General features: G+C 70.4%; 18 protein-coding genes and 2 rRNA genes. 15 read left to right on the top strand and 5 right to left on the bottom strand.

The window, feature by feature from the left end:
* The first annotated feature begins 233 nt into the window (after positions 1 to 233).
* Both C8E84_RS16500 and rrf read left to right on the top strand, forming a co-directional pair.
* Positions 234 to 3,365, top strand: a 23S ribosomal RNA gene (locus tag C8E84_RS16500).
* A gap of 86 nt (positions 3,366 to 3,451) precedes the next feature.
* Positions 3,452 to 3,568 (top strand): 5S ribosomal RNA (gene rrf / locus C8E84_RS16505).
* Between the two features lie 98 nt (positions 3,569 to 3,666).
* Here rrf and C8E84_RS16510 read toward each other — a convergent pair.
* Complete coding sequence (locus C8E84_RS16510) at positions 3,667 to 4,980, bottom strand: ISL3 family transposase (RefSeq protein WP_159903037.1); 1,314 nt, start codon at positions 4,978 to 4,980, stop codon at positions 3,667 to 3,669.
* A gap of 192 nt (positions 4,981 to 5,172) precedes the next feature.
* Positions 5,173 to 5,967, bottom strand: a complete 795-nt coding sequence (locus C8E84_RS16515; protein WP_343041762.1) for an inositol monophosphatase family protein — start codon at positions 5,965 to 5,967, stop codon at positions 5,173 to 5,175.
* 90 nt (positions 5,968 to 6,057) lie between these two features.
* Between C8E84_RS16515 and C8E84_RS16520 the strand changes: the two genes are divergently transcribed.
* The 7 genes from C8E84_RS16520 to C8E84_RS16550 all read left to right on the top strand — a co-directional run bounded on the left by C8E84_RS16520 (position 6,058) and on the right by C8E84_RS16550 (position 14,294).
* Positions 6,058 to 7,065 (top strand): DNA topoisomerase IB, encoded by a 1,008-nt coding sequence (locus C8E84_RS16520; RefSeq protein WP_159903895.1) that lies wholly within the window; start codon positions 6,058 to 6,060, stop codon positions 7,063 to 7,065.
* 195 nt (positions 7,066 to 7,260) lie between these two features.
* Positions 7,261 to 8,406 (top strand): glycosyltransferase family 2 protein, encoded by a 1,146-nt coding sequence (locus C8E84_RS16525; RefSeq protein WP_246196998.1) that lies wholly within the window; start codon positions 7,261 to 7,263, stop codon positions 8,404 to 8,406.
* On the top strand, positions 8,399 to 10,327 hold the full coding sequence (locus tag C8E84_RS16530; protein ID WP_159903897.1) for a glycosyltransferase family 4 protein: 1,929 nt from the start codon (positions 8,399 to 8,401) through the stop codon (positions 10,325 to 10,327). Before C8E84_RS16525 ends, C8E84_RS16530 begins: the two co-directional genes overlap by 8 nt.
* A gap of 15 nt (positions 10,328 to 10,342) precedes the next feature.
* Entirely contained in the window at positions 10,343 to 11,323 is a 981-nt protein-coding gene (locus C8E84_RS16535; RefSeq protein WP_159903899.1) for a lysylphosphatidylglycerol synthase domain-containing protein, read from the top strand.
* On the top strand, positions 11,320 to 12,129 hold the full coding sequence (locus C8E84_RS16540) for a class I SAM-dependent methyltransferase (protein ID WP_246196999.1): 810 nt from the start codon (positions 11,320 to 11,322) through the stop codon (positions 12,127 to 12,129). Before C8E84_RS16535 ends, C8E84_RS16540 begins: the two co-directional genes overlap by 4 nt.
* A gap of 21 nt (positions 12,130 to 12,150) precedes the next feature.
* Positions 12,151 to 13,083, top strand: coding sequence for a DNA-3-methyladenine glycosylase family protein (locus tag C8E84_RS16545; RefSeq protein WP_159903901.1), 933 nt, complete (start codon positions 12,151 to 12,153; stop codon positions 13,081 to 13,083).
* Between the two features lie 434 nt (positions 13,084 to 13,517).
* Positions 13,518 to 14,294, top strand: a complete 777-nt coding sequence (locus C8E84_RS16550) for an endonuclease domain-containing protein (RefSeq protein ID WP_246197001.1) — start codon at positions 13,518 to 13,520, stop codon at positions 14,292 to 14,294.
* A gap of 135 nt (positions 14,295 to 14,429) precedes the next feature.
* Here the strand turns inward: C8E84_RS16550 and C8E84_RS16555 are convergent, their stop codons facing one another.
* Both C8E84_RS16555 and cofD read right to left on the bottom strand, forming a co-directional pair.
* Positions 14,430 to 15,623, bottom strand: a complete 1,194-nt coding sequence (locus tag C8E84_RS16555) for a coenzyme F420-0:L-glutamate ligase (protein ID WP_246197002.1) — start codon at positions 15,621 to 15,623, stop codon at positions 14,430 to 14,432.
* Positions 15,620 to 16,609: a 2-phospho-L-lactate transferase gene (cofD, locus tag C8E84_RS16560; protein ID WP_159903903.1), complete on the bottom strand. Its 990-nt coding sequence runs from the start codon at positions 16,607 to 16,609 to the stop codon at positions 15,620 to 15,622. The genes C8E84_RS16555 and cofD overlap by 4 nt, the downstream gene beginning before the upstream one ends.
* A gap of 182 nt (positions 16,610 to 16,791) precedes the next feature.
* On the opposite strand from cofD, the gene C8E84_RS16565 reads away from it, so the two are divergent.
* Genes C8E84_RS16565 through C8E84_RS16575 form a run of 3 tightly spaced genes read left to right on the top strand, consistent with a single transcriptional unit; the run spans position 16,792 to position 21,795 of the window.
* Positions 16,792 to 17,067: a WhiB family transcriptional regulator gene (locus C8E84_RS16565; RefSeq protein WP_159903905.1), complete on the top strand. Its 276-nt coding sequence runs from the start codon at positions 16,792 to 16,794 to the stop codon at positions 17,065 to 17,067.
* A 55-nt stretch (positions 17,068 to 17,122) separates the two neighbouring features.
* Positions 17,123 to 20,236 carry a glycosyltransferase family 2 protein gene (locus C8E84_RS16570; RefSeq protein ID WP_159903907.1) on the top strand — a complete coding sequence of 1,038 codons (3,114 nt, stop codon included), beginning with the start codon at positions 17,123 to 17,125 and terminating at the stop codon, positions 20,234 to 20,236.
* A gap of 5 nt (positions 20,237 to 20,241) precedes the next feature.
* Positions 20,242 to 21,795, top strand: a complete 1,554-nt coding sequence (locus C8E84_RS16575; RefSeq protein WP_159903909.1) for a DUF5719 family protein — start codon at positions 20,242 to 20,244, stop codon at positions 21,793 to 21,795.
* A gap of 122 nt (positions 21,796 to 21,917) precedes the next feature.
* Here the strand turns inward: C8E84_RS16575 and C8E84_RS16580 are convergent, their stop codons facing one another.
* Complete coding sequence (locus C8E84_RS16580; RefSeq protein WP_159903911.1) at positions 21,918 to 22,346, bottom strand: metallopeptidase family protein; 429 nt, start codon at positions 22,344 to 22,346, stop codon at positions 21,918 to 21,920.
* Between the two features lie 85 nt (positions 22,347 to 22,431).
* Here C8E84_RS16580 and C8E84_RS16585 point away from each other — a divergent pair, with 85 nt between their 5' ends.
* The 3 genes from C8E84_RS16585 to C8E84_RS16595 all read left to right on the top strand — a co-directional run bounded on the left by C8E84_RS16585 (position 22,432) and on the right by C8E84_RS16595 (position 24,825).
* Positions 22,432 to 22,866, top strand: coding sequence for a DUF3499 domain-containing protein (locus tag C8E84_RS16585; protein WP_211675639.1), 435 nt, complete (start codon positions 22,432 to 22,434; stop codon positions 22,864 to 22,866).
* Positions 22,867 to 22,981: 115 nt separating this feature from the next.
* Positions 22,982 to 24,421 (top strand): phosphomannomutase/phosphoglucomutase, encoded by a 1,440-nt coding sequence (locus tag C8E84_RS16590; RefSeq protein WP_159903915.1) that lies wholly within the window; start codon positions 22,982 to 22,984, stop codon positions 24,419 to 24,421.
* Positions 24,422 to 24,615: 194 nt separating this feature from the next.
* Positions 24,616 to 24,825, top strand: coding sequence for a Trm112 family protein (locus tag C8E84_RS16595; RefSeq protein WP_159903917.1), 210 nt, complete (start codon positions 24,616 to 24,618; stop codon positions 24,823 to 24,825).
* Positions 24,826 to 24,836: the final 11 nt, after the last annotated feature.

A 24,836-nucleotide genomic window follows, 5' to 3' on the forward strand; every position in this document is an offset into this window, starting at 1 on the left:
GTGGGTGTGGAAGGTGGTGGGGGCGGGGTTTGGTGCTTGACACGTTGTTGGGTCCTGAGGGATCGGGCCTTTGTGCCTGTTTCTTCTGGGCTACCCCGAGTGTGGGGTGGTTGTGGGCTGTCATCACGGTTGAACCGCCAGGCTGTGTGTTTGGTAGGCGCCGGTGGTGGTGATGGTGCCGCCCGTATGTTGAGAACTACACAGTGGACGCGAGCATCTTAAAATCTTTGTGCAATCAAGTTTTTAAGGGCAAACGGTGGATGCCTTGGCACCAGGAACCGAAGAAGGACGTAGGAATCTGCGATAAGCCTCGGGGAGTCGATAACCAGACTGTGATCCGAGGATTTCCGAATGGGGAAACCCGGCTGGAGGCAAGTCCAGTCACTCCCGCCTGAACACATAGGGCGGGTAGAGGGAACGTGGGGAAGTGAAACATCTCAGTACCCACAGGAAGAGAAAGCAACCGCGATTCCGTGAGTAGTGGCGAGCGAAAGCGGAAGAGGCTAAACCTTAGTTGTGTGATACCTGTCAGGGGTTGCAGCTAAGGGGTCGTGGGACTTCTTTTGTCAGTGCTGACACGCTGGCGTGGAGTCAAAAATTTGCGTCATAGTCGAAGGGCTTTGAATGGTCCGGCATAGAGGGTGCGACCCCCGTAGACGAAATGTCGTGAACTCCATTGAGAAGCACCCAAGTAGCACGGGGCCCGAGAAATCCCGTGTGAATCTGGCGGGACCACCCGCTAAGCCTAAATATTCCCTGGTGACCGATAGCGGACAAGTACCGTGAGGGAAAGGTGAAAAGTACCCCGGGAGGGGAGTGAAATAGATCCTGAAACCGTTTGCCTACAATCCGTTGGAGCCTCCTTGTGGGGTGACAGCGTGCCTTTTGAAGAATGAGCCTGCGAGTTAGTGCTCAGTGGCGAGGTTAACCCGTGTGGGGAAGCCGTAGCGAAAGCGAGTCCGAAGAGGGCGTTTGAGTCGCTGGGTCTAGACCCGAAGCGGAGTGATCTACCCATGGCCAGGTTGAAGCGACGGTAAGACGTCGTGGAGGACCGAACCCACTTAGGTTGAAAACTGAGGGGATGAGCTGTGGGTAGGGGTGAAAGGCCAATCAAACTCCGTGATAGCTGGTTCTCCCCGAAATGCATTTAGGTGCAGCGTCACGTGTTTCTTGCCGGAGGTAGAGCTACTGGATAGCCGATGGGCCTTACCAGGTTACTGACGTTAGCCAAACTCCGAATGCCGGTAAGTGAGAGCGTGGCAGTGAGACTGCGGGGGATAAGCTCCGTAGTCGAGAGGGAAACAGCCCAGACCACCATCTAAGGTCCCTAAGCGTGTGCTAAGTGGGAAAGGATGTGGAGTTGCATTGACAACCAGGAGGTTGGCTTAGAAGCAGCCACCCTTTAAAGAGTGCGTAATAGCTCACTGGTCAAGTGATTCCGCGCCGACAATGTAGCGGGGCTCAAGCACACCACCGAAGCTGTGGCATTGACACATTGCCCGGCCACCACACCTGCGGGTTGGTGGTCCAAGCGTGTTGATGGGTAGGGGAGCGTCGTGTGGCCAGGGAAGCGGCGGAGTGATCCAGCCGTGGAGGCCACACGAGTGAGAATGCAGGCATGAGTAGCGAAAGACGGGTGAGAAACCCGTCCGCCGAATAACCAAGGGTTCCAGGGTCAAGCTAATCTGCCCTGGGTAAGTCGGGACCTAAGGCGAGGCCGACAGGCGTAGTCGATGGACATCCGGTTGATATTCCGGAACCGGCGAAGAACCGCCCATGACGAACCGAGTGATGCTAAGCGCCTGAAGCCACCACGTAACCATTCCCTTTCGAGGGGGTGGGGTGGTGGTGGAGCGCGCGACCCGACCTTGTAGTAGTCAAGCGATGGAGTGACGCAGGAAGGTAGCCTCCGCGTGGCGATGGTTGTCCACGTCCAAGGGTGTAGGGCGAGCTGTAGGCAAATCCGCAGCTCACATAGCCTGAGACCTGATAGTGACCGCGAATGCGGGAAGCAGGGTGATCCTATGCTGCCAAGAAAATCTTCTAGCGAGGTTCGAGCCGCCCGTACCCCAAACCGACTCAGGTGGTTAGGTAGAGAATACCAAGGCGATCGAGTGAATCGTGGTTAAGGAATTCGGCAAAATGCCCCCGTAACTTCGGGAGAAGGGGGGCCCGGACCCTGAAGTGACTTGCTCACTAGGGTGAAGGGCCGCAGAGACCAGGGAGAAGCGACTGTTTACTAAAAACACAGGTCCGTGCGAAGTCGCAAGACGATGTATACGGACTGACGCCTGCCCGGTGCTGGAAGGTTAAGAGGACCGGTTAGACCTTTTGGGTCGACGCTGAGAATTTAAGCCCCAGTAAACGGCGGTGGTAACTATAACCATCCTAAGGTAGCGAAATTCCTTGTCGGGTAAGTTCCGACCTGCACGAATGGCGTAACGACTTCTCCACTGTCTCAACCGCGAACTCGGCGAAATTGCACTACGAGTAAAGATGCTCGTTACGCGCAGCAGGACGGAAAGACCCCGGGACCTTTACTATAGCTTGGTATTGGTGTTCGGTACGGCTTGTGTAGGATAGGTGGGAGACTGTGAAGCATGCACGCCAGTGTGTGTGGAGTCAACGTTGAAATACCACTCTGGTCGTTCTGGATATCTAACCTCGGTCCGTGATCCGGATCAGGGACAGTGCCTGGTGGGTAGTTTAACTGGGGCGGTTGCCTCCTAAAAGGTAACGGAGGCGCTCAAAGGTTCCCTCAGCCTGGTTGGCAATCAGGTTTCGAGTGTAAGTGCACAAGGGAGCTTGACTGCGAGAGAGACATCTCGAGCAGGGACGAAAGTCGGAACTAGTGACCCGGCGGTGGCTTGTGGAAGCGCCGTCGCTCAACGGATAAAAGGTACCCCGGGGATAACAGGCTGATCTTGCCCAAGAGTCCATATCGACGGCATGGTTTGGCACCTCGATGTCGGCTCGTCGCATCCTGGGGGTGGAGTTGCTCCCAAGGGTTGGGCTGTTCGCCCATTAAAGCGGTACGCGAGCTGGGTTTAGAACGTCGTGAGACAGTTCGGTCCCTATCCGCTGTGCGCGTAGGAAACTTGAGAAGGGCTGACCCTAGTACGAGAGGACCGGGTTGGACGAACCTCTGGTGTGTCAGTTGTCCTGCCAAGGGCACCGCTGATTAGCTACGTTCGGAAGTGATAACCGCTGAAAGCATCTAAGCGGGAAGCACGCTTCAAGATGAGGTTTCCATGCACCATCAGGTGTGAGAGGCTCCCGGCGAGACTACCGGGTTGATAGGCCAGACGTGGAAGTGCAGCAATGCATGTAGCTGACTGGTACTAATAAGCCGACAACTTGATACACACACCAAAAGATTCTTAATGCGTGTTCGCGTCCACTGTGCAGTTCCCGAGATACGGTCGGGAAACCACTGACATCTCCATAGAGTTTCGGCTGTCATAGCGAAGGGGAAACGCCCGGTCCCATTCCGAACCCGGAAGCTAAGCCCTTCAGCGCCGATGGTACTGCACTGGTGACGGTGTGGGAGAGTAGGACGCAGCCGGACAAACATTCACGAAGAGGGCCCACCACACACCTGGTGGGCCCTTTTCCCATACCCCAGACATCTCCCGACGGGTTTATCGGGTCACCCGATAAACCGGCTCATCCCAATCGAGGGTGTAGGAGTTGGGGTCTGAAGCCGCCGGATTCGAGGAGGCATCTGGCGATGTAGTTGGTGAGGTTGCGGAACCCGAGGGCTGATCCGCGTAGGTGCTCGAGGCGACCGTTGATGGCTTCGGTGGGTCCGTTGCTGGTGCCGGGGCGGTCGAAGTAGGCCAGGACATCAGCGGCTCGGGTCTTCAGGGTCCGGCCGAGTTTGGTGACCTCGACCAGCGCGGTGGGGACGCCGGTGCTGACGGAGTCGATGAGCTTGACCATCAGCTCACGTCCTGTCGCGCGGTCTTCGTGCCGGTAGGCGGCGATCATTCTCTGGTAGATGCCCCAGGTCGCCTCGACCTGCACGTGCTCGTCTGGCGTGAACAGGGCGGTGAGCCGCTCGGCCTGTGTGTCGGTGAGCAGGTCAGCGCCGGTGTGCAGGGTCCGCCGGGCCCGGTAGAGCGGGTCGCTCTTGCGGCCGCGGTGGCCGTGCAGGTCTTGTTGGACGCGGCGCCGGCAGGTGTCCAGGGCGTCCCCGGCCAAGCGCACGACGTGAAAGGGATCCATGACGGTGACCGCGTCGGGTAGTTCCTCGGCGGTGGCGGTCTTGAACCCGGTGAACCCGTCCATCGCGACCACCTCCACAGCGTCACGCCACGCTTGGGGGCGGTGCGCGAGCCAGGTCTTGAACGCCGCCTTGGAGCGGCCCTCGACCATGTCGAGCAGCCGGGCTGGACCGGTGCCGTCACGGATCCCGGTGAGGTCGATGATCACGGTGACGTACTTGTCGCCCGTGCGGGTGTGGCGCCACACGTGCTCGTCGACGCCGATCGCGGTGACGCCGTCGAAGCGTCCCGGGTCGTCGATCAGGGCCCGTTTGCCCTCGGCCAGGACGGCGTTGTTGGCGGTGTTCCACGCGACCGCGAGTCCTTCGGCGACCCGCGCCACCGTGAGGTGTTTGAGCACGATCGCCTCCAGTGCCCACCGCAGCCCCTGACGTGACAACTTCGCCCGCGGCTCCGCCGCGGCGGTGGTGTCTTGGCGCCACACGTGGCCGCAGTGCGCACACCGGTACCGACGGACCGTCACCACCAGCGTGGTCGGGCGCCACCCGAACGGTTCGTGCGCCAACACCCTGGTAACCGTGTCCCGCGGTGCGCCCTCGCACCCACACCGCCGGCACCACTGATCAGGCTCGACCACCCGGCACGCGATCACCGCACGGTCACGCTCCACCCGCTGCCCCACCGCCTCGAGGCCGAGCTCGTCAAGGCGGGCGAACGTGGTCAGGTCAGGGCTGGTGAAGGTAGCGTCAGGCACGTCGAGGTCTTCCAGGTGGGCAGCGTCAGAACTTCCATCCTGCGAAGGCCTCGACGCCTATCCCCGCACCGACGCGCCGACCACGGCGAAGTCAGGCCCTACACCCTCGATTGGGAAGAGCCGATAAACCCACACTCTGCGTGACAACGCTTCCCCAGCGAAGAACAGGCCTGTCCAGAAGAGTGTGGGCCGTCAGCGGGTGAAGGCAGCCTGAGCGTGCCGTTGCACGGCGACGTAGGTCGCGTGGTCCGCTGCGGGGATGAGGCCAGGTCGCAAGGACCGGGCGCTGTAGACCGTCCCGTCCGGGTGGCCCACGAAGCCGCCGGCCTCGGTGACCATGAGCGATCCGGGGACGTGGTCCCACGGGTTGGTGCGGCTGTAGAGGATGTAGTCAGCATCCCCCGAGATGAGCTTCGGGTAGTCCACTCCGCAGCACACCCAGGACAGTCCCATCCGGGGGAGGGTGCCCAGCTGTTGGTCGCGCATCGCCCAGATCGACGTCACCCCACGAGGCTGCTCATCAGCTGCCACTGAATTGACGTGCTGGCGGACGCCGTCGCGCCAGGTGCCGGCCCCGCGTTCGGCGACCCAAGCGACCTGGTGCTCGGGCTGCCAGATCCAGGCGCGCACGGCCTGCCCACCCACGGTCTCGGACACCATGACCGCATGGTCCGGCGACCCGTGGACGAAGTTCTTCGTCCCGTCGACCGGGTCGACCGTGAATGCATGCTCCGCCGCGAGATAGCGCTCCATCACCGAGTGGTCGAGCGAATGAGCCTCCTCGCCCAGCACCACGGCATCCGGGTAGGCCTCGAGCAACGCGGCCGTGATGATCACCTCGGCCTCACGATCAGCGATCGTCACGAGGTCACCGGGGTTCTTCTCGATCACCTCACCAGCGGCCAGTGCGCGAAAGCGAGGAGTGATCACCTCGGCGGCGACATCACGCAGCAGGTCCAGAACGGCATCCGTCGACAATCCGGGCATGGAGCAACCGTGTCACATCTACGTGCCGTCAGCGCGATTGGGTCGAGGCGCAGCCTCAACCACGACCCGCGGGCACCTAGAGTCGCAGGCATGGCCAGGTTGCGGCGGGTGTCCCCGCAGATGAAGGGGTGGACACGGCGCCGGGCAGGCAAGGGGTTCGCGTACCTCGACTCGGACGGAGCCCGTCTGCCCAAGGAGGACGTGGAGCGAATCCGGGGTCTGGCCATCCCGCCGGCGTGGCAGGATGTGTGGATCTGTCCGTGGCCCAACGGGCACATCCAGGCGATCGGCACGGATGCCGCGGGTCGGCGCCAGTACCTCTACCACCCGGTGTGGCGAGCCAAGCGCGACGAGCTGAAGTTCGACCGGGTCAAGGGGGCCGGCACCCGGTTGGCCAAGGCACGTGAGCGGATCATCGGCGACCTGCGGGCCGAAGGGATGCCGCTAGCCCGAGCAGCCGCGACCGCGACCCGGCTGCTCGACCTCGGCTACTTCCGCATCGGCAGTGACGCCTACACCGACGCCAACGGTTCGTTCGGCCTGACCACCCTGGAGCGGCGGCACGTGCGGCGCCGTGGGCAGGACCTTGTGTTCAGTTTCGTCGGGAAGTCCGGCATCGAGCACTCCATCACCATCAGCGACCCGCACGTCATCGAGTCGCTCAATCTCATGCGCAAGCGGCGCGGCGGGTCGACCCGACTGCTGGCCTACCGCGGGCCGGCGCGCTGGGCCGACCTCGACGCCAGCGCCGTCAACTCCTACATCTCCGAGATGGTCGCCGAGGACCTCACGGCCAAGGACTTCCGCACGTGGCACGCCACCGTCCTGGCTGCCGTCGCCCTGGCAGAGTCCCCGGAGCGCGGAGACACCAAGGCCTCGCAGAAGCGTGCGGTCAAGGCCGCTGTCGAGGAGGTGTCCGCGTACCTGGGGAACACCCCGACGATCGCCAAGAAGTCGTACATCGACCCACGGGTCATCGACCAGTACGAGGCCGGGGTCACTGTCGCGGGCACTCTCTCCAAGAAGTACCGCGACGACACCGCACGGCAGGCGGCCATCGAGAAGGCCGTCGGGCGGCTCATCGACGGAGCCGACTGACGGACGCAGCCTGCACCAACGACATCTGCCCCACGAGCGGAGCCAGCCCGTCGTGCTCACACCACAAGGTTGACCTTCGCAGGGGAAAGGATGTCCTGTGAAGGTGAAGGTCCTGGCACCGAGCGAGAAAGTTGAGGCGGGGGTGGGGGTGCTCGAAGCCAGTGGGGGAGCGCGCCGCCGGTAGGCTCACGGGTGATGAATGAGCACCCTGAAGCCGTGCCCTCGGGCGCCGACACTCGAGCAGTCCCCACGCCCGCTGGCGCCGACGACCACGCGCACCTGCACGCGGCCCCCACCGAGAAGATCTCGGTGCGCTCCGGGGAGATGGCCGGGCGCAGCAACGACCCGGCCGGCCCGGCATCCCCGACCGGCGCCAGCGAGGTGGCCGCACCCGGAGCGCGCACCGGCCACCCGAGCTACCCGATCGAGGACGGCCCCGCAGGCCCCGGCCCCGCGCCGTACGTCACGATCGTGCTGCCCTGCTACAACGAGGGCGCGCACGTGCTGAAGGAGATCGACCGCATCACCGCGGCGATGACCGCCAGCGAGCTGACGTACGAGCTGCTCTGCATCGACGACGCCAGCACCGACGACACCCTCGACGTGCTGCGCCACGCCCAGCAGAACTACCCGAACCTGCGCATCCTGCCGTTCCGGCGCAACGGCGGCTCGGGCACGGCCCGGCGCATCGGCACCCAGCAGGCCCGCGGCGAGATCGTCGTGTGGACCGACGCCGACATGACCTACGAGAACGAGCGCATCCCCGAGCTCGTGCGGATCCTGCGCGACGACGCCACCTACGACCAGGTCGTCGGCGCCCGCACCACCGAGGAGGGCACCCACAAGTGGGCTCGCGTGCCCGCCAAGTGGCTCATCCGCAACATCGCCCAGTGGCTGACCAAGACCAAGATCCCCGACCTGAACTCGGGTCTGCGGGCCTTCCGCCGCGAGGTGTCGCTGCCCTACCTGCGCCTGCTGCCGGCCGGGTTCTCCTGCGTCACGACGATCACCATCGCGTTCCTGTCCAACCAGCACGACATCAAGTACGTCGAGACCAGCTACGCCAAGCGCGCCGGGGTGAGCAAGTTCCACTTCGTCGGGGACGCCTACCGCTACATCCTCCAGGTGCTGCGCATGGTGATGTACTTCGACCCGCTCAAGGTGCTCATGCCCCCGGCGCTGTGGATGATCGTCCTCGGCGTCGGCAAGGCGGTCGTCGACATGGTGCGTCACCCGTTCTACTTCCCGGCGAGCACGGTGCTGCTCATCGTCAGCGGCATCATGATCGCCAGCCTGGCCCTGCTCTCCGACCTCGTGGTGAGATCGCGAGACGGTGTCTGAGCGCGACGCGTCGTCGGGCAGCGCCGCGCTCACCGTCGCGCTCGTCGGCCCCACGCACCCCTTCAAGGGTGGGGTGGCGGCCCACACGACGACCCTGGCGCACGAGCTGAGCGAAGCCGGTCACGACGTCACCCTCGTGTCGTGGAGCCACCTCTACCCGAGTGCGCTCTACCCCGGCGAGCAGTCCGTGCCCGGCGGCGCCCCCGACGTCGAGCCGTTCCCGCGCACTCTGCGGGTGCTCTCCTGGGCCCGCCCGGACACCTGGCTGCGCGCCGGTCGACGCCTGCGTGACGTCGACGTCATCATCGTCGTGCACGTCATCCCCGCCGTGGTCCCCGCCCACCTGGCCCTGCTGCGCGCCGCCGGCGCCGGCCGCGCCACGGCATCCGGGCACGGCCCGCGCACGATCCTCATCGCCCACAACGTGCTCCCGCACGAGAGCCACCCAGGTGCCCGCCAGCTCGTCGAGGCGCTCGTGCAGCGGGTGGATGCCGTCGTGGTCCACTCCGACGAGCAGGCCCGCCTCGCGGCCACCCTCGTCGCGCACCACGTGCGCGAGCTCGACCTGCCACCGCACCTGCCCGGGGGAGACCCCGAGCCCCGCGTGGCCAACGACGCCGATGCAGGCGAGACCCCCGTGCGGGTGCTCGCTCTCGGCATCGTGCGCGACTACAAGGGGGTCGACCTCCTCGTCGACGCGGTGCGCGACGTGCCCGGCATCCACCTCACCATCGCGGGGGAGCTGTGGGGGGATGCCGGTCGCACCGTTCGCGAGCTCGCCAACGACCCGCGCGTGGTGGGTCGCGTCGAGCTGCACCCGGGGTACGTGCCCGCCGACCGGATCGCCGGGCTGCTCGCCCAGCACGACGTGCTCGCCCTGACCTACCGCTCGGCCACCGCGTCGCAGAACGTGCTGCTCGCGCGCAAGCATGGCCTGCCGGTGCTCGCGACCACCGTCGGCACCTTCCCCGAGCAGATCAGGGACGGCGTCGACGGGCTGCTCGTGCCACCGGGCGACCGGGCGGCCCTGGTCGAGGCCCTGCGCCGTCTGACCGAGCCCGGCGCCACCGAGGCGCTGCGCTCGGCCGTGCGCCCCCCTGACCTCTCCGGGCCGTGGGCGAACTACGTCGGGGGCATCGAGGCGCTTGCCGCTGCCCCGCTCGACCCCGTCGACGAGGCCCTGTCCGAGGTCGACGGGGCCGGGCTCCGGCTCGGCCCGGTGGCACGCGCGAAGGCGACCGTGGCCGGCATCCGGGCGCGCCGTCGTCCCGTCGTCGAGATCGCTCCGGGCGACATCCCGTCGCGGGTGCGAGCGACCGACGTGCTGGCCCTGGACTCCGACGCCGTCGACGCCGTCGCCATCGCCCGGGGGCTCGGGCTGCCCCGGCCCGGCGAGCCGGTGGCGGCCTGGGCGGCCCTCGGGGCGCTCGCCGCGGTGGTGCGCATCCGCGACGACGGGCACCGCTCCTCGGTCATCGTCGACGAGTCCGGCAGCGGGAGCCCGCTCGGTCGCTGGGCCAGGGCCGTCGGGTTCGCCCCCGTCGAGCTCGAGCTGACCGGTCACCGTGCCGCCGTCGCCGTGCTCGACATCGACACCGCGAGCCTGGACGTCATCACCCGGCTGCATCCCGGCGGCTGCACGGCATCCGACGTCGACGTCGCCATCGGCCAGGCGTCCTGGGCGCTGCGCTCGGGCGGGCTGCTCATCCTCACCCTGCCCATCGGCGACGACGACCCCGACTTCGCGGTGCGCCCAGCCGACGTGCGCGGCATCCTCGCGCGCGCCGACGACCTCGGGCTGAGGCTCGTCGGAGACGCCGACGGTGACGTGCTCGACCGCATGCGTGACGCCCGCGCCGAGGCCACGGGCGGCGACTCCCCGGCCTACGCGATGCTCCGCCTGACCTTCCGGCGGCGCTGACGTGGCGGCGTTGACATGACCGGTCTGGGCGACGACGCGCTGCCGACCGAGGCTGCTGTCGGGCGGCGCCGCAGCCTGTTCGACACCCTGCGCTGGGTGGCGCTCGCGGTGGTCCTCGCGGCGGCCGGGGTCGCGCTCTGGCGCAACTGGGCGCAGGTCTCGGGTGAGCTCGGCGAGATGGGCTGGGCCACCGTGGCGCTGGCGTTCGTGCTCGTCGTCGCCGCGCCGGTGCTCACCCTCATGGGGTGGCGCGTGCTGCTCGCGGACCTCGGCACCCACCTCCCGGCGGCACCGGCATCCAGCGTCTTCCTCGTGGGGCAGCTCGGCAAGTACCTGCCCGGGTCGGTCTGGTCCGTCGTGGCCCAGACCGAGATGGGGGCCCGGCTGCACGTGCCACGGCGGCGGATGGCCGTCGTCGGCATCCTGTCGATCGGTTTGGCGGTGCTCACCGGGTGCGTGCTCGGGGTCCCCGCCCTGCCGCGGCTCGTCGACCGTGACGCCGACGCCTTCTCGTGGTGGTGGATCGCGCTCGCCGTCGGTCTCGGGGCGGTGTTGCTGTGGCCCCGGCTGCTCAACGCCGCCATCACCCGGGGGCTGCGGCTGCTGCGGCGAGAGCCCCTCGAGCACGAGCTGTCGGGGCGGGCGATCGCCCTGACCTCGGCCTGGTTCGTCGGCGCGTGGGTCTCCACGGGGCTCGGGACCTTCGTGCTCGCGCGCAGCGTGGCACCCGAGGTGCCGCTCGGCCCGCTGCTCGTCACGAGCGTGTGCGGCTTCGCGCTCGCGTCCGCGGCCGGCATGTTCAGCATCCTCGTGCCAGCCGGCGTCGGGGTGCGCGACGGCCTGCTCGCCCTCCTGCTCGTCACCCTCATGCCGCTGCCGGCGGCGACCGCGGTGGTCGTCGTCGCCCGGTTCCTCGCCGTCCTCGCGGACCTCGTGCTCGCCGGCGCCGCCTGGGCCTGGGGGCGTCGCCACCACCTCCTAGGATCGACCCCGTGACCGACGACCAGGGCCGAGAGGAGCAGCTGGCCTACTCCGAGACGATGGCCAAGATGCTCGACGAGCAGGCCCGGCGGCAGAAGGCGGCCAAGCTCATCGCGGTCGTGCGCCACGCCCTCGGGGTCGAGCGGCTCGACGGGCTGCGCGCCCTCGACGTCGGCTGCTCGGCGGGCTTCATCGCCGACGAGCTCGCCCTCGCCGGGGCGAGCACGACCGGCGTCGACATCGACGAACCCGGGCTGGCGAAGGCCCGGGCCCGCTTCGGCGAGCGGGTCGACTTCCGGGTGGCCCGCGGTGAGGCGCTGCCGTCCGACGACGACACGTTCGACATCGTCGTGCTCAACCACATCTACGAACACGTGGTCGACCCCGAAGCCGTCGTCGCCGACATCCACCGGGTGCTGCGCCCGGGCGGGGTGCTCTACCTCGGCATCGGCCACCGCTGGCAGGTGCTCGAACCGCACCACCGGCTGCCGTTCCTGTCCTGGCTGCCGCGCGGTGCCGCGGACCGCTACATATGGCTGACCGGCAAGGGCGAGCACTACTACGAGCGCTACTACACCCCGGCCGGGTTGCGCCGCCTCTTCGCCGACTTCGACGTGTGGGACTACACCGTCCCGGTGCTGTCGGACCCCAGCGCGTTCGCCGCTGGTGACAACGTGCCCGCGTGGTCGCGCCGGGTGCCGCCGGCCGTGTTCCGGGCGGCCCTGCCGCTCGTGCCGACCTACGTGTGGGCTGCCTTCAAGGGTGCGTCCACCCCGAGCGGTCCTGCCCTGCGGGTGGCTCCCCGCCACCTCGGCTCCTGATTCGGGAGGCGACCCGTTCGGATGCCGGTGAATGAGCCTCGTTCGCGGGTGGTCCACACCTCCCGGCCGGTGCCGCTCGGGGCGGTGGTCTCGGTGTTCCGCCGGGGCGGGGGAGACCCCACGAGCCGGCGCGAGCATGACGCCTGGTGGTTCGGCTGGCTCACGCCCGACGGCCCGGTGACGCTCAGGCTGTCGGTCGCTGCTGCCGCGGGCGAGGTGGCGGCGCAGGCCTGGGGGGCCGGCTCGGCGTGGGCCCTCGAGCAGGTGCCCGATCTCGTCGGTGAGCGAGACGACCCCGCGGGGTTCGAGCCGCACCACGCCCCCGTGGCGCAGGCGTGGCGGGTCTTCCCCGGGTGGCGGGTGCCGCGCTCGGGTCTGGTGCTCCAGGCGCTGGTGCCCTCGGTGATCGAGCAGAAGGTGACCGGGCAGGAGGCCTTCTCGGGGTACCGGCGATTGGTGACCCGCTTCGGGGAGCCTGCGCCCGGGCCGGGAGCCGACCTCGCTCTCAAGGTGCCACCGAGCGCGGCGGGGTGGGCCGGCATCCCGTCGTGGGAGTGGTTGGCCGCCGGTGTCGATCCGGCTCGCTCGCGCACCGTCGTGCACGCGGTTCGTCATGCGAGGCGGATCGAGGAGTGTGCCGACCTGCCGGTGGAGGCTGCCCGTGCTCGGCTGCAGGCGCTGCCCGGAGTGGGGCGCTGGACGTGGGCCGAGGTGGCGCAGCGGGCGCTGGGGCTGGCCGACGAGGTGAGCTTCGGCGACTACCACGTGGCGAAGAACATCGGCTGGGCGCTGACCGGCACACCCGTCGACGACGACGGGCTGGCGGAGTTGCTTCAGCCGTATGCCGGGCACCGCTACCGCGTCCAGCGGCTGCTCGAGCTGGCCGGGGCCAATCGGCCTCGGCGCGGCCCGCGGATGTCGCCGCGAACCCACCTGCCCGTGCGCGGGCGCTGATCGGACCTGGTGTCGGGTGGCTCGCGGAGGGGGCGCCTGGTGGGGTGGGGTGTCAGGGGCGCGGTTGGTTGCGCGGTTGGCATCCCTTGGGGTGGGGATGACGGCGGAGTGGGGTGTCAGGGGCGCGGTTGGTTGCGCGGTTGGCACCCCATGAGCAGCTCTGAGCAAGCTCATCGGCACCCGCGACCTGTGGATATCGCCAATCAGTCGTGGATCCGCGCGAGAGTTGGCCGATGGAGAGCGCGCAACCTCAGGCTGGCACCGCCCCAAGGCCCCGACGGTCGAGACTGGCTCGACCGGATCGGGCCCGACTGGCCGAGTCGGTCGCAGGTGACCACGACGGGGTTGCCCATCGGTCCGACCTGCGATCCGTCGGCATCACCCGTGCCGATGTGCGAAGTGAGGTCTCGGCCGGCCGATGGCTCACGAGGGGCGTGCAGACCGTCGTCGTCGGCAATGGGGAGCCCACGGGCAGAGCCCTGCTCTGGCGCGCAGTCTGGGAGACCGGTGCTGGGTCCGTCCTCGACGGAGTGTCAGCGCTGGTCGCCTCCGGCCTCACCATGTACGAGCCGTCGGTCATCGATGTCTCCGTGCCGAAGGCGAATCGGAGCAGGCAGGTCGAGGGAGTGCGACGACACCGGCGGCGGATCATGCCTGCCTCCCGCAGGTCGGGCTTGCCTCGAGTTGACGTGCCGTTGGCGGCGATCAACGGCGCGGCGTGGGCTGTGAGCGACCGGCAGGCCGTCCTGATTCTCTGCCTCGTGCTGCAGCAGAGGCTCACCACGCCTGAACGGTTGTCCGCGGCCTGGAACGAGTGCAGGACCCGCATGTCTCCGGCTCGCCAAGCGCTGCTGAGGGTCACGCTTGGTGACCTGTGCAACGGGGCACACTCGTTGGGTGAGCTCGACTTCGCTGGCCTCTGCCGTGAGTACGGACTCCCCGAGCCGAGCCGACAGGTGGTGAGGGCTCTCCCGAGCGGCCGGGTGTATCTCGATGCCGCGTGGGAGGACGTCGGTCTTGTGGTGGAGGTCGATGGAGGGCACCACGCTCTCGCGCTCCATGTCGTCGACGATGCGCTGCGCCAGAACTCGGTCGTCCTGCGGGAAGAGCGCGTGCTCCGCGTCCCCGTGCTCGGGCTGCGGTTGGTACCTGATCAGTTCATGGCTCAGGTCGTTGAGGCGCACCGACTCCTGAGCGCCGCGGCTGCCTGAACTCGGCCGGCGGGGTGGGGTGTCAGGGGCGCGGCTGGTTGCGCGGTTGGCATCCCTTGGTGCTGGCGTCGTTGCCGGGTGAAGGGAATTCCTTGCCCGGGGAAACGACCCTGTACAGCACCCCCTGAGGCTCTCTCAGGATTGCCGCGAAGCGTGCGATGTGACCGCTGGATCGGGTTCCGACAGGGTCAGCGTCACGCAGAGCGGACCTCTCGCAGTGACGGTGGCGCGCAGGCCCTCACTGTGTGCCGCGACCTCGAGGCGGGTCACCAGGCGGCCGAGCTCGTAGTCCTCGGGCGCGGCGAGGGCGATCTCGGCGACGGCTGCTCCGCGGGCCCCGTCCTGCGTGGTGTCCTTGGCGGCGTCGGCTCCCCGTGCCGATCGGACGTCGACGTCGGCCGACCCCTCGGGGACCTCGAGCAGGGCCAGCGCGACGACGCGACCCACCCGGGCCACCACGTCGTCGCGGTCACCGGCCGATGCGACGCCCACCTCGAGCGCCTCGTCGCTGCCCGGCGCCGCACCCAGCGCAGTCCGCACCGCCTCGACGTGCCCGAGGGCGAACCAGTCCCCGGGGCCGGTGCGCACGAGCCGGCGGGCACCCTCCGCCGAGGCGTCGAAGCAGGCCGGGTCCAGCCCGCGCACGAGCGCGGCGGGGATGCCGTTCGCCTTCCCCTTCACGAGGTCGGCGGCTGCCGCGACCTCGTCCGCGACCGCGCGCATGGTCACCGCGAGCGGGCGCCCGTCGTGGTCGACGCCGCCGCGCAGGTCCTCGAGAACGTGCAGGCCGGCGCTGCCCAGGGCGAAGTCGGTGAGCCCTCCACGCCAGGCACGGCCCGCGGTGTCGCTCAGCACGACCGCGAACGGCGTCGAGGCGTCCAGACCGAGCAGGGCCAGCACGTCCGAGCGCAACCGGTCGGCCACGGCATCCGGGTCATCCGGCAGCACCAGCAGGGTGGCGGACGGCCCGGTGTTCGACCCGTCGACACCGGCCGCGGCCATGACCGGCCCGGCCACCGACTCGACGACCCGGGTCGGTCGACCGTCGGCCCAGCGCTCGGCGACGACGCGCACGGTCCCGGCCGCGACGGCATCCACCTTCGAGCCGCTCCAGGTCAGGCCCAGCGACTTCGACGCCACCTTGCTCGAGACGACGAGGCAGTCCCCGGCACCGAGCGAGACCCCGTCGCGGGCGAGGGCGTCGACGACGAGACGGGCGACGTCGGACCCGGCCACGACCTCCCCGATGCCACGAACCCCGACCACGGTGAGTGACGGCGCCGGTGAGCCCGCAGCGTCGAGGTGCCCCGGCATCCGCGGGTCACTCACGCGCGCACCGCGTCGGCGAGGCGCAGCGCGTGGGCGGCGATGCGGGCGGTCGCCTCGACGTCGGTCATCAGCAAGGGCCCGTCGAACGCCTCGACTCGGGCGCGGGCGCGGGTGGTGGCGTCGGCGGGATCGACGAGCCAGCCGTCGAGGAAGTCCTCGTACAGGCCCGCGACCGCCTGGGCCGTCGAGTCGATGCCGATCGTGCTCAGGCAGGCGTCGGCGTGCCCGCGGATCGGCCGGCCCGAGATGAGGGGGGAGATGCCGACGACGGGAGCAGTGGTGCCGCGCAGGGCGTCCCGCACCCCCGGCACCCCGAGGATGATGCCGATCGAGACCACCGGGTTGCTCGGCGGCAGCAGCACGACGTCGGCGGAGCGGATCGCGTCGAGAACGCCCGGGGCGGCGGTGGCGCGGTCGAGGCCGGCCACGACGAACCGCTGCGCCGGGATCGAGGCCTGGTGGCGCACCCACCACTCCTGGAAGTGGATCGCCCGCTCGGCAGCACCGTCGCCCTCGCCGTCACCGTCGGCCACGACCACGTGGGTCTCGACGGGCATGTCGGACATCGGCAGCAGCGTGATCCGTCGCTCGGGCAGCCCCCAGCGGGCCGCCAGGCGCGCGGTCACCTCGCTGAGCGACACCCCCTGACCCAGCCACTGCGAGCGCACGATGTGCGTGCCGACGTCGAGGTCACCGAGGGCGAACCACTGCGGCAGCGCACCGTAGGCCGCGAGCTCACCCTGCACGCGGTGGCTCTCGTCGGCGCGGCCCCACCCCTGACCCTCGTGGATGCCGCCGCCCAGGGTGTAGAGCAGGGTGTCGACGTCGGGGCTCACCCGCAGGCCGAACAAGGTGATGTCGTCACCCGTGTTGGCGATGACGGTCACCGTGGAGTCGGCCAGAGCGGGAGTGGTGTCGAGGTGGTGGCGCAGTCCGCGGATGAACCGGGCGCCGCCGACCCCGCCTGCGAGAGCGGTGATGTGCATGGCGCCAGTGTCCCAGCAGGGCCGTTCGGTCGGCGATTCGCCCACGAAACGCCGTGGATCACGCAAAAAGGGGAGCAATAACACCACCCGGCTTGACGCGGGGTGCATGACACGCGTGTAATTCCATGCATGTGCTCCGGCTGCCCGACCGGTTCACATGGGTCGAGGGGCGAGGAGACGTGATGAACGAGTTGTACCTGATCGACGGACTGCTCGAGGAGAGCGAGGCCGACGACGGCGGTCTGTCCTGGCAGGAGCGCTCACTGTGCGCCCAGACCGACCCCGAGGCGTTCTTCCCCGAGAAGGGCGGCTCCACTCGCGAGGCCAAGAAGGTCTGCGTCGGGTGTGACGTGCGCTCCGAGTGCCTGGAGTACGCGCTCGAGAACGACGAGCGCTTCGGCATCTGGGGCGGGCTGTCCGAGCGCGAGCGTCGCAAGCTCAAGAAGCGCGCGGTGTGACGATCGGCCCCCGCCGGCCGTCGTCACGCCTTCTCGGACCGTCCCGCCAGACCGCATGACCTTGGCCGCCGCGCACCCCACCCCGACCCCGTCCGACCCCCTCACCCCGGACGGTGCCCAAGCGACGGTGGCCGCAGTGGTCATCACCCGTCGTGACCCCGGCGGGCTGGCCGACCTCCTCACCGCAGTCCTCGAGCAGTCGCTGACGCCGGATGCCGTGATCGTCCTGGACCGCACGCCCCCCGGGTCCCCCGCGGCCGCGACCGTGGGCGACGTCGTCGACCGGGCCCGCAGCAGCCACCGCGTGCCCCTCACGATCGTCCCCGGCGACCAGCGGGCCCCCGTGCGCACCGCGATCCACCGTGCCCTGCTCGACCAGCAGGACCCCACGACCCTGGCCTGGCTCCTGCCTGTCGGCACCACCCCCGAGCCCGGCGCCCTCGTCGCCCTCGTCGACGACTGGCGGCGCTCGCCGTCCACCGGCATCCTCGGCCCGAAGCACGTCGACGCCGAGCACCCGAACCTGCTCCGGGGCCTGTCGATCCGCACCACTCGCGGGGGTCGGCTCCTGCCGCGACCCGCACCGGGCGAGCCCGACCAGGGCCAGTACGACCGGCTGAGTGACGTCCTCGCCGTGCCGCTGGCAGGCTCCCTCGTCGAGCGTGACCTGCTCACCGACCTCGGCGGGTGGGAGCGCAGTTTGGGGGACGTCGGGGCCGACCTCGACCTCGGGTGGCGAGCACACGCGGCCGGGCGCCGCGTCGTCGTCGTGCCCTCCGCGCGCGTGCACACCGACGCCGCGCTGACGCTGGTGTCGGCGCCCACCCCCGGCCAGCGCCGGGCCGCCCGCCGCGTGGCCCTCGCCCGGGCGCCGTGGTGGACGGTGCCCGCCATGGCACTGTGGATCGCCGTCACCAGCGTGCTCGCGGCCCTCGGGCTGTTGCTGCTCAAGCGGCCCCGTGCGGCGTGGGCCGAGTTCTCGTCCCTGGCCTCCCTCGACCCGTTCCGTGGCACGATCGCCCGCTGGCGCACGCGCCGACGCCGCGAGGTGGGGCGCCGCGACCTGCGGGCCCTGTTCGAGCCGCGGCGCGCCGTGCTCACGTCCTGGGCGGATGCCGTCCACGACGCCGTCGTCGGGCCGCGCCAGCCCGTCGGTGAAGAGGCCCACGAACACACGCACCGGTCGTGGCTGTCCACGGTGCTGCGCACCCCCGGGGTGCTCGCGGGTGTCGGCGCGGCCATCGTCGCGGCAGCTGCCGGGCGTTCGCTCGGGGTCGGGGTGCTCACGGGTGCCGGGTCCGGCCTCGCCGGCGGCGAACTGGTCGGCACGCGCGCCGACGCCGCCACCCTCTGGCACTCCTGGGCCGACGGCTGGTCGGGCGCCGGCCTCGGTGGCCCCGGCCCGGTCGCCCCGTCGGCGGCCCTGCTCGCGCTGCCCACCCGAGTCGTCGACGCACTGCCCCTGGTGCCGCAGGCGTCGTCACCGGCGGGGTTGGTCGTCGCGCTCCTCGTCATCGTGGGGATGCCGCTCGCGGCCGTGAGTGCCTACCTCGCCCTGCGGCCGGTGGCCGGCACCCGCTGGGTGCGGGCCCTTGCCGCGTTCGCGTGGGCCACCACGGGTGTCGCCGCGGCGTCGGTGGCCCAGGGGAGGGTGGGGGCCCTCGTCGCGCTCGTCCTGCTGCCGCCGCTGGCCTGCGGGCTGTGGCTCATCGCCGCTCGCCGGTCGACGGCCACGAGTGCCTTCGCGACGGCGCTGGCTGCCGTGCTGCTGGGGGCCTTCGCGCCGGTGCTGCTCGTCCCCGTCGTGGTGCTCGCGCTCGTTCTGTTCCTCGTGCGCAGCCGGGTGCGCCTGCACGCGCTCGTCGTCGCGGTGGTCCCGGTCGCGGTGCTGGCGCCGTGGCTCGTGCGGGCCGCTGAGACGTCCGTGCCCGCACTGCTCGCCGGCTCCGGTCTGGCCCAGTGGGGAGGGCAGGCGCCGCTGCCGTGGCAGGTCGCGCTGCTCAGCCCCGGGGGCGCCGGGACGCCGCTCGTGTGGACCGCTGCGCCGCTCGTGGCGCTCGCCGCCCTGTCCCTGGTGCGCGGCCGTTCGTGGGGCGGCTCGGGTGCCGTCCTCGCCGTGCTCGCCCCCGTGCTGTTGGCACTCGCCCTGATCGCCCCCTCCGTGCGGCTCGGCACCATCCCCGCCGGGCTCGAGGGAGCCGGCGAACCCATCACCGTGTGGGCCGGCACCATGCTGCTGCCGTTCGCGCTCGTCGTCGTGCTCGCCCTGGCCCGCGGACTCGACGGCATCGTGCTGGGCCGGGCCGCGTCGACCCGACTCGCCCCCGTCCTAGCGCGGCGCGCCGTGGCGAGCACCGGCATCCTCGCCGTCCTGGTGTCCGCGGGCGGGGTGATCTGGGCGACGCTCGGCAGCGAGCTCGCGCCGTGGGTCGACCCGCGGCCAGCCGTCTCGGTCGAGCAGGCGCAGGGCGCCTTCGCGACCCGGGCGCTGTTCGTCAGCCCGGGGGAGCGCGGTGCGGGCTACCGGTTCGTCGGCCGCGAGGCTGCCGACGTCGTGCGCCCGCTGCCCGTCGTGACCGAGGCCGACGCGGCGATGGCCTCCGACGTCACGTCCATGCTCGGTGACGCGTCGTCGGGGGCAGAACTGTTCTCGGGCACCGCCACCGACCTGCTCGCCGTGCGCGGTGACGTCGACCTCGACGTCACCCGCCGGCTCGACGCCACCGAGGGCTTGCAGCGCATCGCCCCGCGCGAGGGGTGGCAGATGTGGCGGGTCAGCCCGCGCACCGGGGAGCCCGACGAGCGAGCGCTCGTCGCCCCGCCCCGGCTGCGGCTGGTGAGCCCCGAGGGCGTCGTGCTCGTGCCGACGACGGGGCTGCACGCCGCCACCGAGGCCAGCCTCGTGGCTCCGTCCGGCGGGCAGCTCGTCGTGGCCGAACCCGCGGACTGGGCCGAGCACGCCGTCGTCACGGTCGACGGGGTTGTCCTCGACGCCGTGGACGGTGCCCCGACCCCGACCTACGAGGTTCCGGTCGGGGGCAGTCGACTGGCCATCACCGTGACCAACCCCGAGCGCTGGTGGCAGGTCGGCCAGGTCGTGGCGGTGCTCGTGCTCGCCTTCCTGGCGGTGCCCTTCGGGCGGCGCGAGTCACGGGTGCGTGCCGGATGAACGTGGTGACACGAGGCCTGTCCCGTGCCGGTTCTGCGCTGCGGGCGCTGAACTGGGCGGGGATCACCCGCGTCGTCGTCCCGGCCGGGGTCGCCGTCGGGCTCGTGGCGTTCACGACGGCCAACCCCCGCGAGATCGAGCTCGTGGAGGCCACAGGGTCCGCCGAGGCGTCGGTGGCTGGGTTCTCCCTGGCGACCCGGGTCACGCAGACGTGCCCGGGCCCGGAGCTCAGCGGCATCCCCGGCGTTACGGACGCGACGGTCCCGGCGACGGTCACTGCGGCGGCCGGGCCCGAGGAGCTGCTGCCCGCCCCGGCGACCGGCGACGGGCGGCTCGTCGCGGCATCCGGGAACACCGAGGTGCTGACGCTCGGCACCCGCCCGGGGGTGCAGAGCGCCCCGCTCGGGGGTGCCGGGGCCGTGGTGCTGATCGGGGAGGGGCCGTTCGCTCCCGCCGTCGCCGGAACCCAGGAATGGCGCGTCGAGCGACCTGAGCTGCGGGGTCTGGTCAGCGTGCCGTGTGGGCCCGGCGCCGCAGAGCACTGGCTGCTCGGCGGCGGCGAGGGCCCGGGTCGCCAGGAGCGGCTGGTGCTCTCCAACCCCGGCGCCAACCCGGTGACCGCCGACGTCACGGTGCACGGCGCCTCCGGGCCGCTCGCCGACCCGTACGTCGAGACCGTGCCTCCCGGCGGGAGGGTCAGCCTGTTGCTCGACGCCAAGGCCGGGGATGAGTCGCTGCTCGCCGTGCACGTGCGCGCCGGGGGTGGCGGGGTGCGCGCCACGCTGACCGACACGTGGATCGAGGGCAGCAGGGCGCTCGGTGCCGAGACCACCTCCGCGACCGCGGCGGCGAGTGAGGTCCAGGTCGTGCCGGGGGTGGCGTTCGGTGGCGGGCCGACCGCCGTGCGGGTGGCGGTGCCCGGTGATCAGGATGCCGTGGTGCGGGTCAGCGTGTTCGGTCCGCAGGGTCTGGTTCCGACGACGGGGGAGAGCGTGCTGAGCGTCGTCGCCGGCGGTGTCGGTCAGCTCGAGGTGCGGGGCGTGCCCGCCGGGACCTACGCCGTGGCACTGCGGGCAGACGTGCCCGTCGTGGCGTCGGTGCTCAGCCGCACGGTCTCGTCGGGTGCCCCGGCAGGGGGCGTCGCAGACGATCAGGTCACGCCCGGGGACTTCGCGTGGTCGACGTCCGTCGAGGGGGTCCCGTCAGCGGTGCCGGATGACGAGATGGCGCCGGTGGCAGCGGCAGCGTTCGACCCCACGGGCGGGGTGGACCGCACCCTGCACCTCATCTCCGTCGGCGGGAACGGCACGGTCGAGGTGCTCACCGTGGTCGACGGCACGGCACGCTCGCGCAGGATCGACCTGCTCGGCGACCGGCTCGTGACGGTCGACCTCGACGGTGCGAGCTCGGTGTGGGTGCGCCCGGTCACGGGCAGTGGCCTCGTGCACGGCTCGGTGCTCAGCGGGGTCGGTGAGGGTGCGTCGCGGTTGATCTCGTCGATGCCCCTGCAGGCCAGCGCCGTCACCTCGGCGGTCAGCCGCGCGTTCCCCCTGCCCTGACGTACCTCCACCGACCAATAGGTCGATCCGGGTACGGGTGTGCGGTTGGGGGCATGTACCTGCACTGACCTATTGGTCGATCTGGGTACGGGCGTCAGGGTTCCTGGGCAATCGGGGGGGGGTCAGGCGTCGGGGTCGCGGTCCGGGTCGATCTCGTGGGGCGGCACGCCGAGCAGCGCGGCCACCTGCTCGGTCACGACCTCCCGCACGATCTCGGCGAGGTCGGCGTCGTCCTGGGCGCGAGCCTCGATCGGTCTGCGGTAGACGACGACCAACGGGTCACGATCGGCGGTGCCGCGCAGCAGCCGGCCCAGCGGGGGCGTCTGCTCCTCCCACGGGGCCGGGTCCTGCGGGGGGACCTCCTCGACGGCGAACTCGAGCGCGGCGTACCGCGTGCCGAGGTGGGGGCGCAGGCGGTCGGCACAGTCCAGCACGAGTGCGTCGAACTGCTCCGAGCGGCTGCGCATCGCAGGCACCGACGGCCACGCCATCGGCCCCCGGATCCCTCGCCCGTGCCGGTCCCTGCGTCCTGATGGGCTCACGGTTGGCATGGTACGGCCAGCCTGTGGCAGCCGCCCGACCCGCCAGCGGCGTGCCTGCGCCGGGTCGTCGGTGGGTCGGCCTAAAGTCGACGACGTGAATGTGTCTCGTCGGTGTTCCAAGACCGCGTGCCGCCAGCCGGCGGTCGCCACCTTGACGTACGTCTACGCCGACCAGGCTGCTGTCCTCGGTCCGCTCGCGACGTACGCCGAGCCGCACACCTACGACCTGTGCCACCAGCACGCGACCCGCCTGACCGCGCCGCGGGGCTGGGAGGTCGTGCGCCTCGTCGCCGAGTACCCCGAACCGCAGCCGAGCACCGATGACCTCCTCGCCCTCGCGGATGCCGTGCGCGAGGCCGGTCGTCCGCGGCGGTCCCAGCCCCCGGCGGCCCCGACCGCAGCCCCGGCGGCGGCGTCCGTCGCTGCGGCGGGGACGGCATCCGAGGGCTACGACCGCGGCCCGACCGTGGTCACCGGCGAGGTCCGCCGGGGCCACCTGCGGATGCTGCCCAGCGCCACCGACACCTGAGCGGCGCCCACCCCTGCCGGGGCGTCGCGTCCGGCACTGTGGCTGCTCCAGCGGACCACGACGCCGGACGTAACAGCCGACGAGGGGTGCCGCACCTCGCGTAGGCTCGCCTGCCGTGACTGCCACCTCCCTCGCCGATGTCGTCAAGGCCTACGACGTGCGCGGCATCGTCCCCGACCAGCTCGACACCAGGGTCACCCGTGCCCTCGGAGCCGCCTTCGCCGAGGTCGTCGTGATCCCCGAGGGGGCGAGCGGCTGCGTCATCGGGCACGACATGCGCGACACGAGCCCCGAGCTGTCGTCCGCGTTCGCCGACGGGGCGCGCAGCCGCGGGGTCGACGTCACCCTCATCGGCCTCGCGAGCACCGACGGCCTCTACTACGCGAGCGGCGCGCTCGACCTGCCCGGCGCGATGTTCACCGCCAGCCACAACCCCGCCGCGTACAACGGCATCAAGCTCTGCCGCGCCGGCGCCCGTCCCGTCGGACAGGACAGCGGGCTCTCCGACATCCGCGTGCTCGCCGAGCGCATCCTCGACGGTTCGGTGCCCGACCCCGACGTGACCCCGGGCGACCTCGCCGAGCGCGATGTCCTCGCCGACTACGCGTCGTTCCTGCGCGGGCTCGTCGACCTGTCCGGCATCCGGCCGCTGCGGGTCGTCGTCGACGCCGGAAACGGGATGGGCGGGTTCACCGTGCCAGCGGTCCTCGAGGCGGGTGCCGGGCTGCCCGCGCTGCCGCTGACGATCGTCCCGCTGTACTTCGAGCTCGACGGCACCTTCCCGAACCACGAGGCGAACCCGCTCGACCCCAAGAACCTCGTCGACCTCCAGGCCGCCGTGGTCGAGCACGGCGCGGATCTCGGACTGGCGTTCGACGGCGATGCCGACCGCTGCTTCGTCGTCGACGAGCGCGGCGAGCCCGTCAGCCCGAGCGCCATCACCGCCCTCATCGCGCGCCGCGAGGTGGCGCGCGCGGTCGCCCAGGGGGCCACGGCATCCGACGTGGCGATCGTCCACAACGTCATCTGCTCGGCGCAGGTGCCGGAGGTCATCGCGGCGACGGGGGCGCGCGCCATCCGCACCCGCGTCGGGCACTCGTTCATCAAGGCCGAGATGGCGCGGCACGACGCGGTCTTCGGCGGCGAGCACAGCGCGCACTACTACTTCCGCGACTTCTGGTTCGCCGACACCGGAATGCTCGCCGCGATGCACACGCTCGCCGCGCTGGGCGAGCAGGACGCCCCGCTGAGTGTCGTCATGGGTGACCTGCACCGGTACGCCGCGTCCGGGGAGATCAACTCCACGGTCTCGGATGCCGCGGCCGCCACCGCGCGCGTGCGCACCTGGGCGCAGGGGCAGGGCGTCGTGGCCGATGAGCTCGACGGTCTCACGCTGACCCACGCCGGGTCCGGGGAGGGCAGCGGCGACCCGATGTGGTGGCTGAACCTGCGCGCCTCGAACACCGAGCCGCTGCTGCGCCTGAACGTCGAGGCCGCGGGCGAGGCCACGATGGAGTGGGTGCGCGACACCGCGCTCGCTCTCATCCGCGCCTGACCCGACTGATTGCGCTCCAGCCACCTCCCCACCCCGACTGATTGCAATCCAGCCACCTCCCCACCCCGACTTCGTGCGACTTCGGGGCGCCTCCAGCCCGGTCCGAGCCAGATCGAGCACCAAAGTCGCACGAAGTGGAGAGCGATCGGTGTGGGAGGATCAGGGCTGTTCGACACCACCCCCGGAAGGACGTCATGAGCGAGCAGGCAACCCCCGCGTCGGCGATCGAGCCGTGGCTGCGCGAGATCCTGCGCTGCCCCGCGTGCCGCAGCGAGCTGCGCGATCACACCGGCCCCACCGGCGGCCCGGAACTGGTGTGCACCTCGGGTGAGTGTGGGCTCGCGTACCGCATCGACGACGGCGTGCCGGTGCTGCTCGTCGACGAGGCCCGCCACCCCGCCTGAGGGGGCCGACG

Source organism: Ornithinibacter aureus, assembly GCF_009858245.1.
GTDB classification, from domain to species: domain Bacteria; phylum Actinomycetota; class Actinomycetes; order Actinomycetales; family Dermatophilaceae; genus Fodinibacter; species Fodinibacter aureus.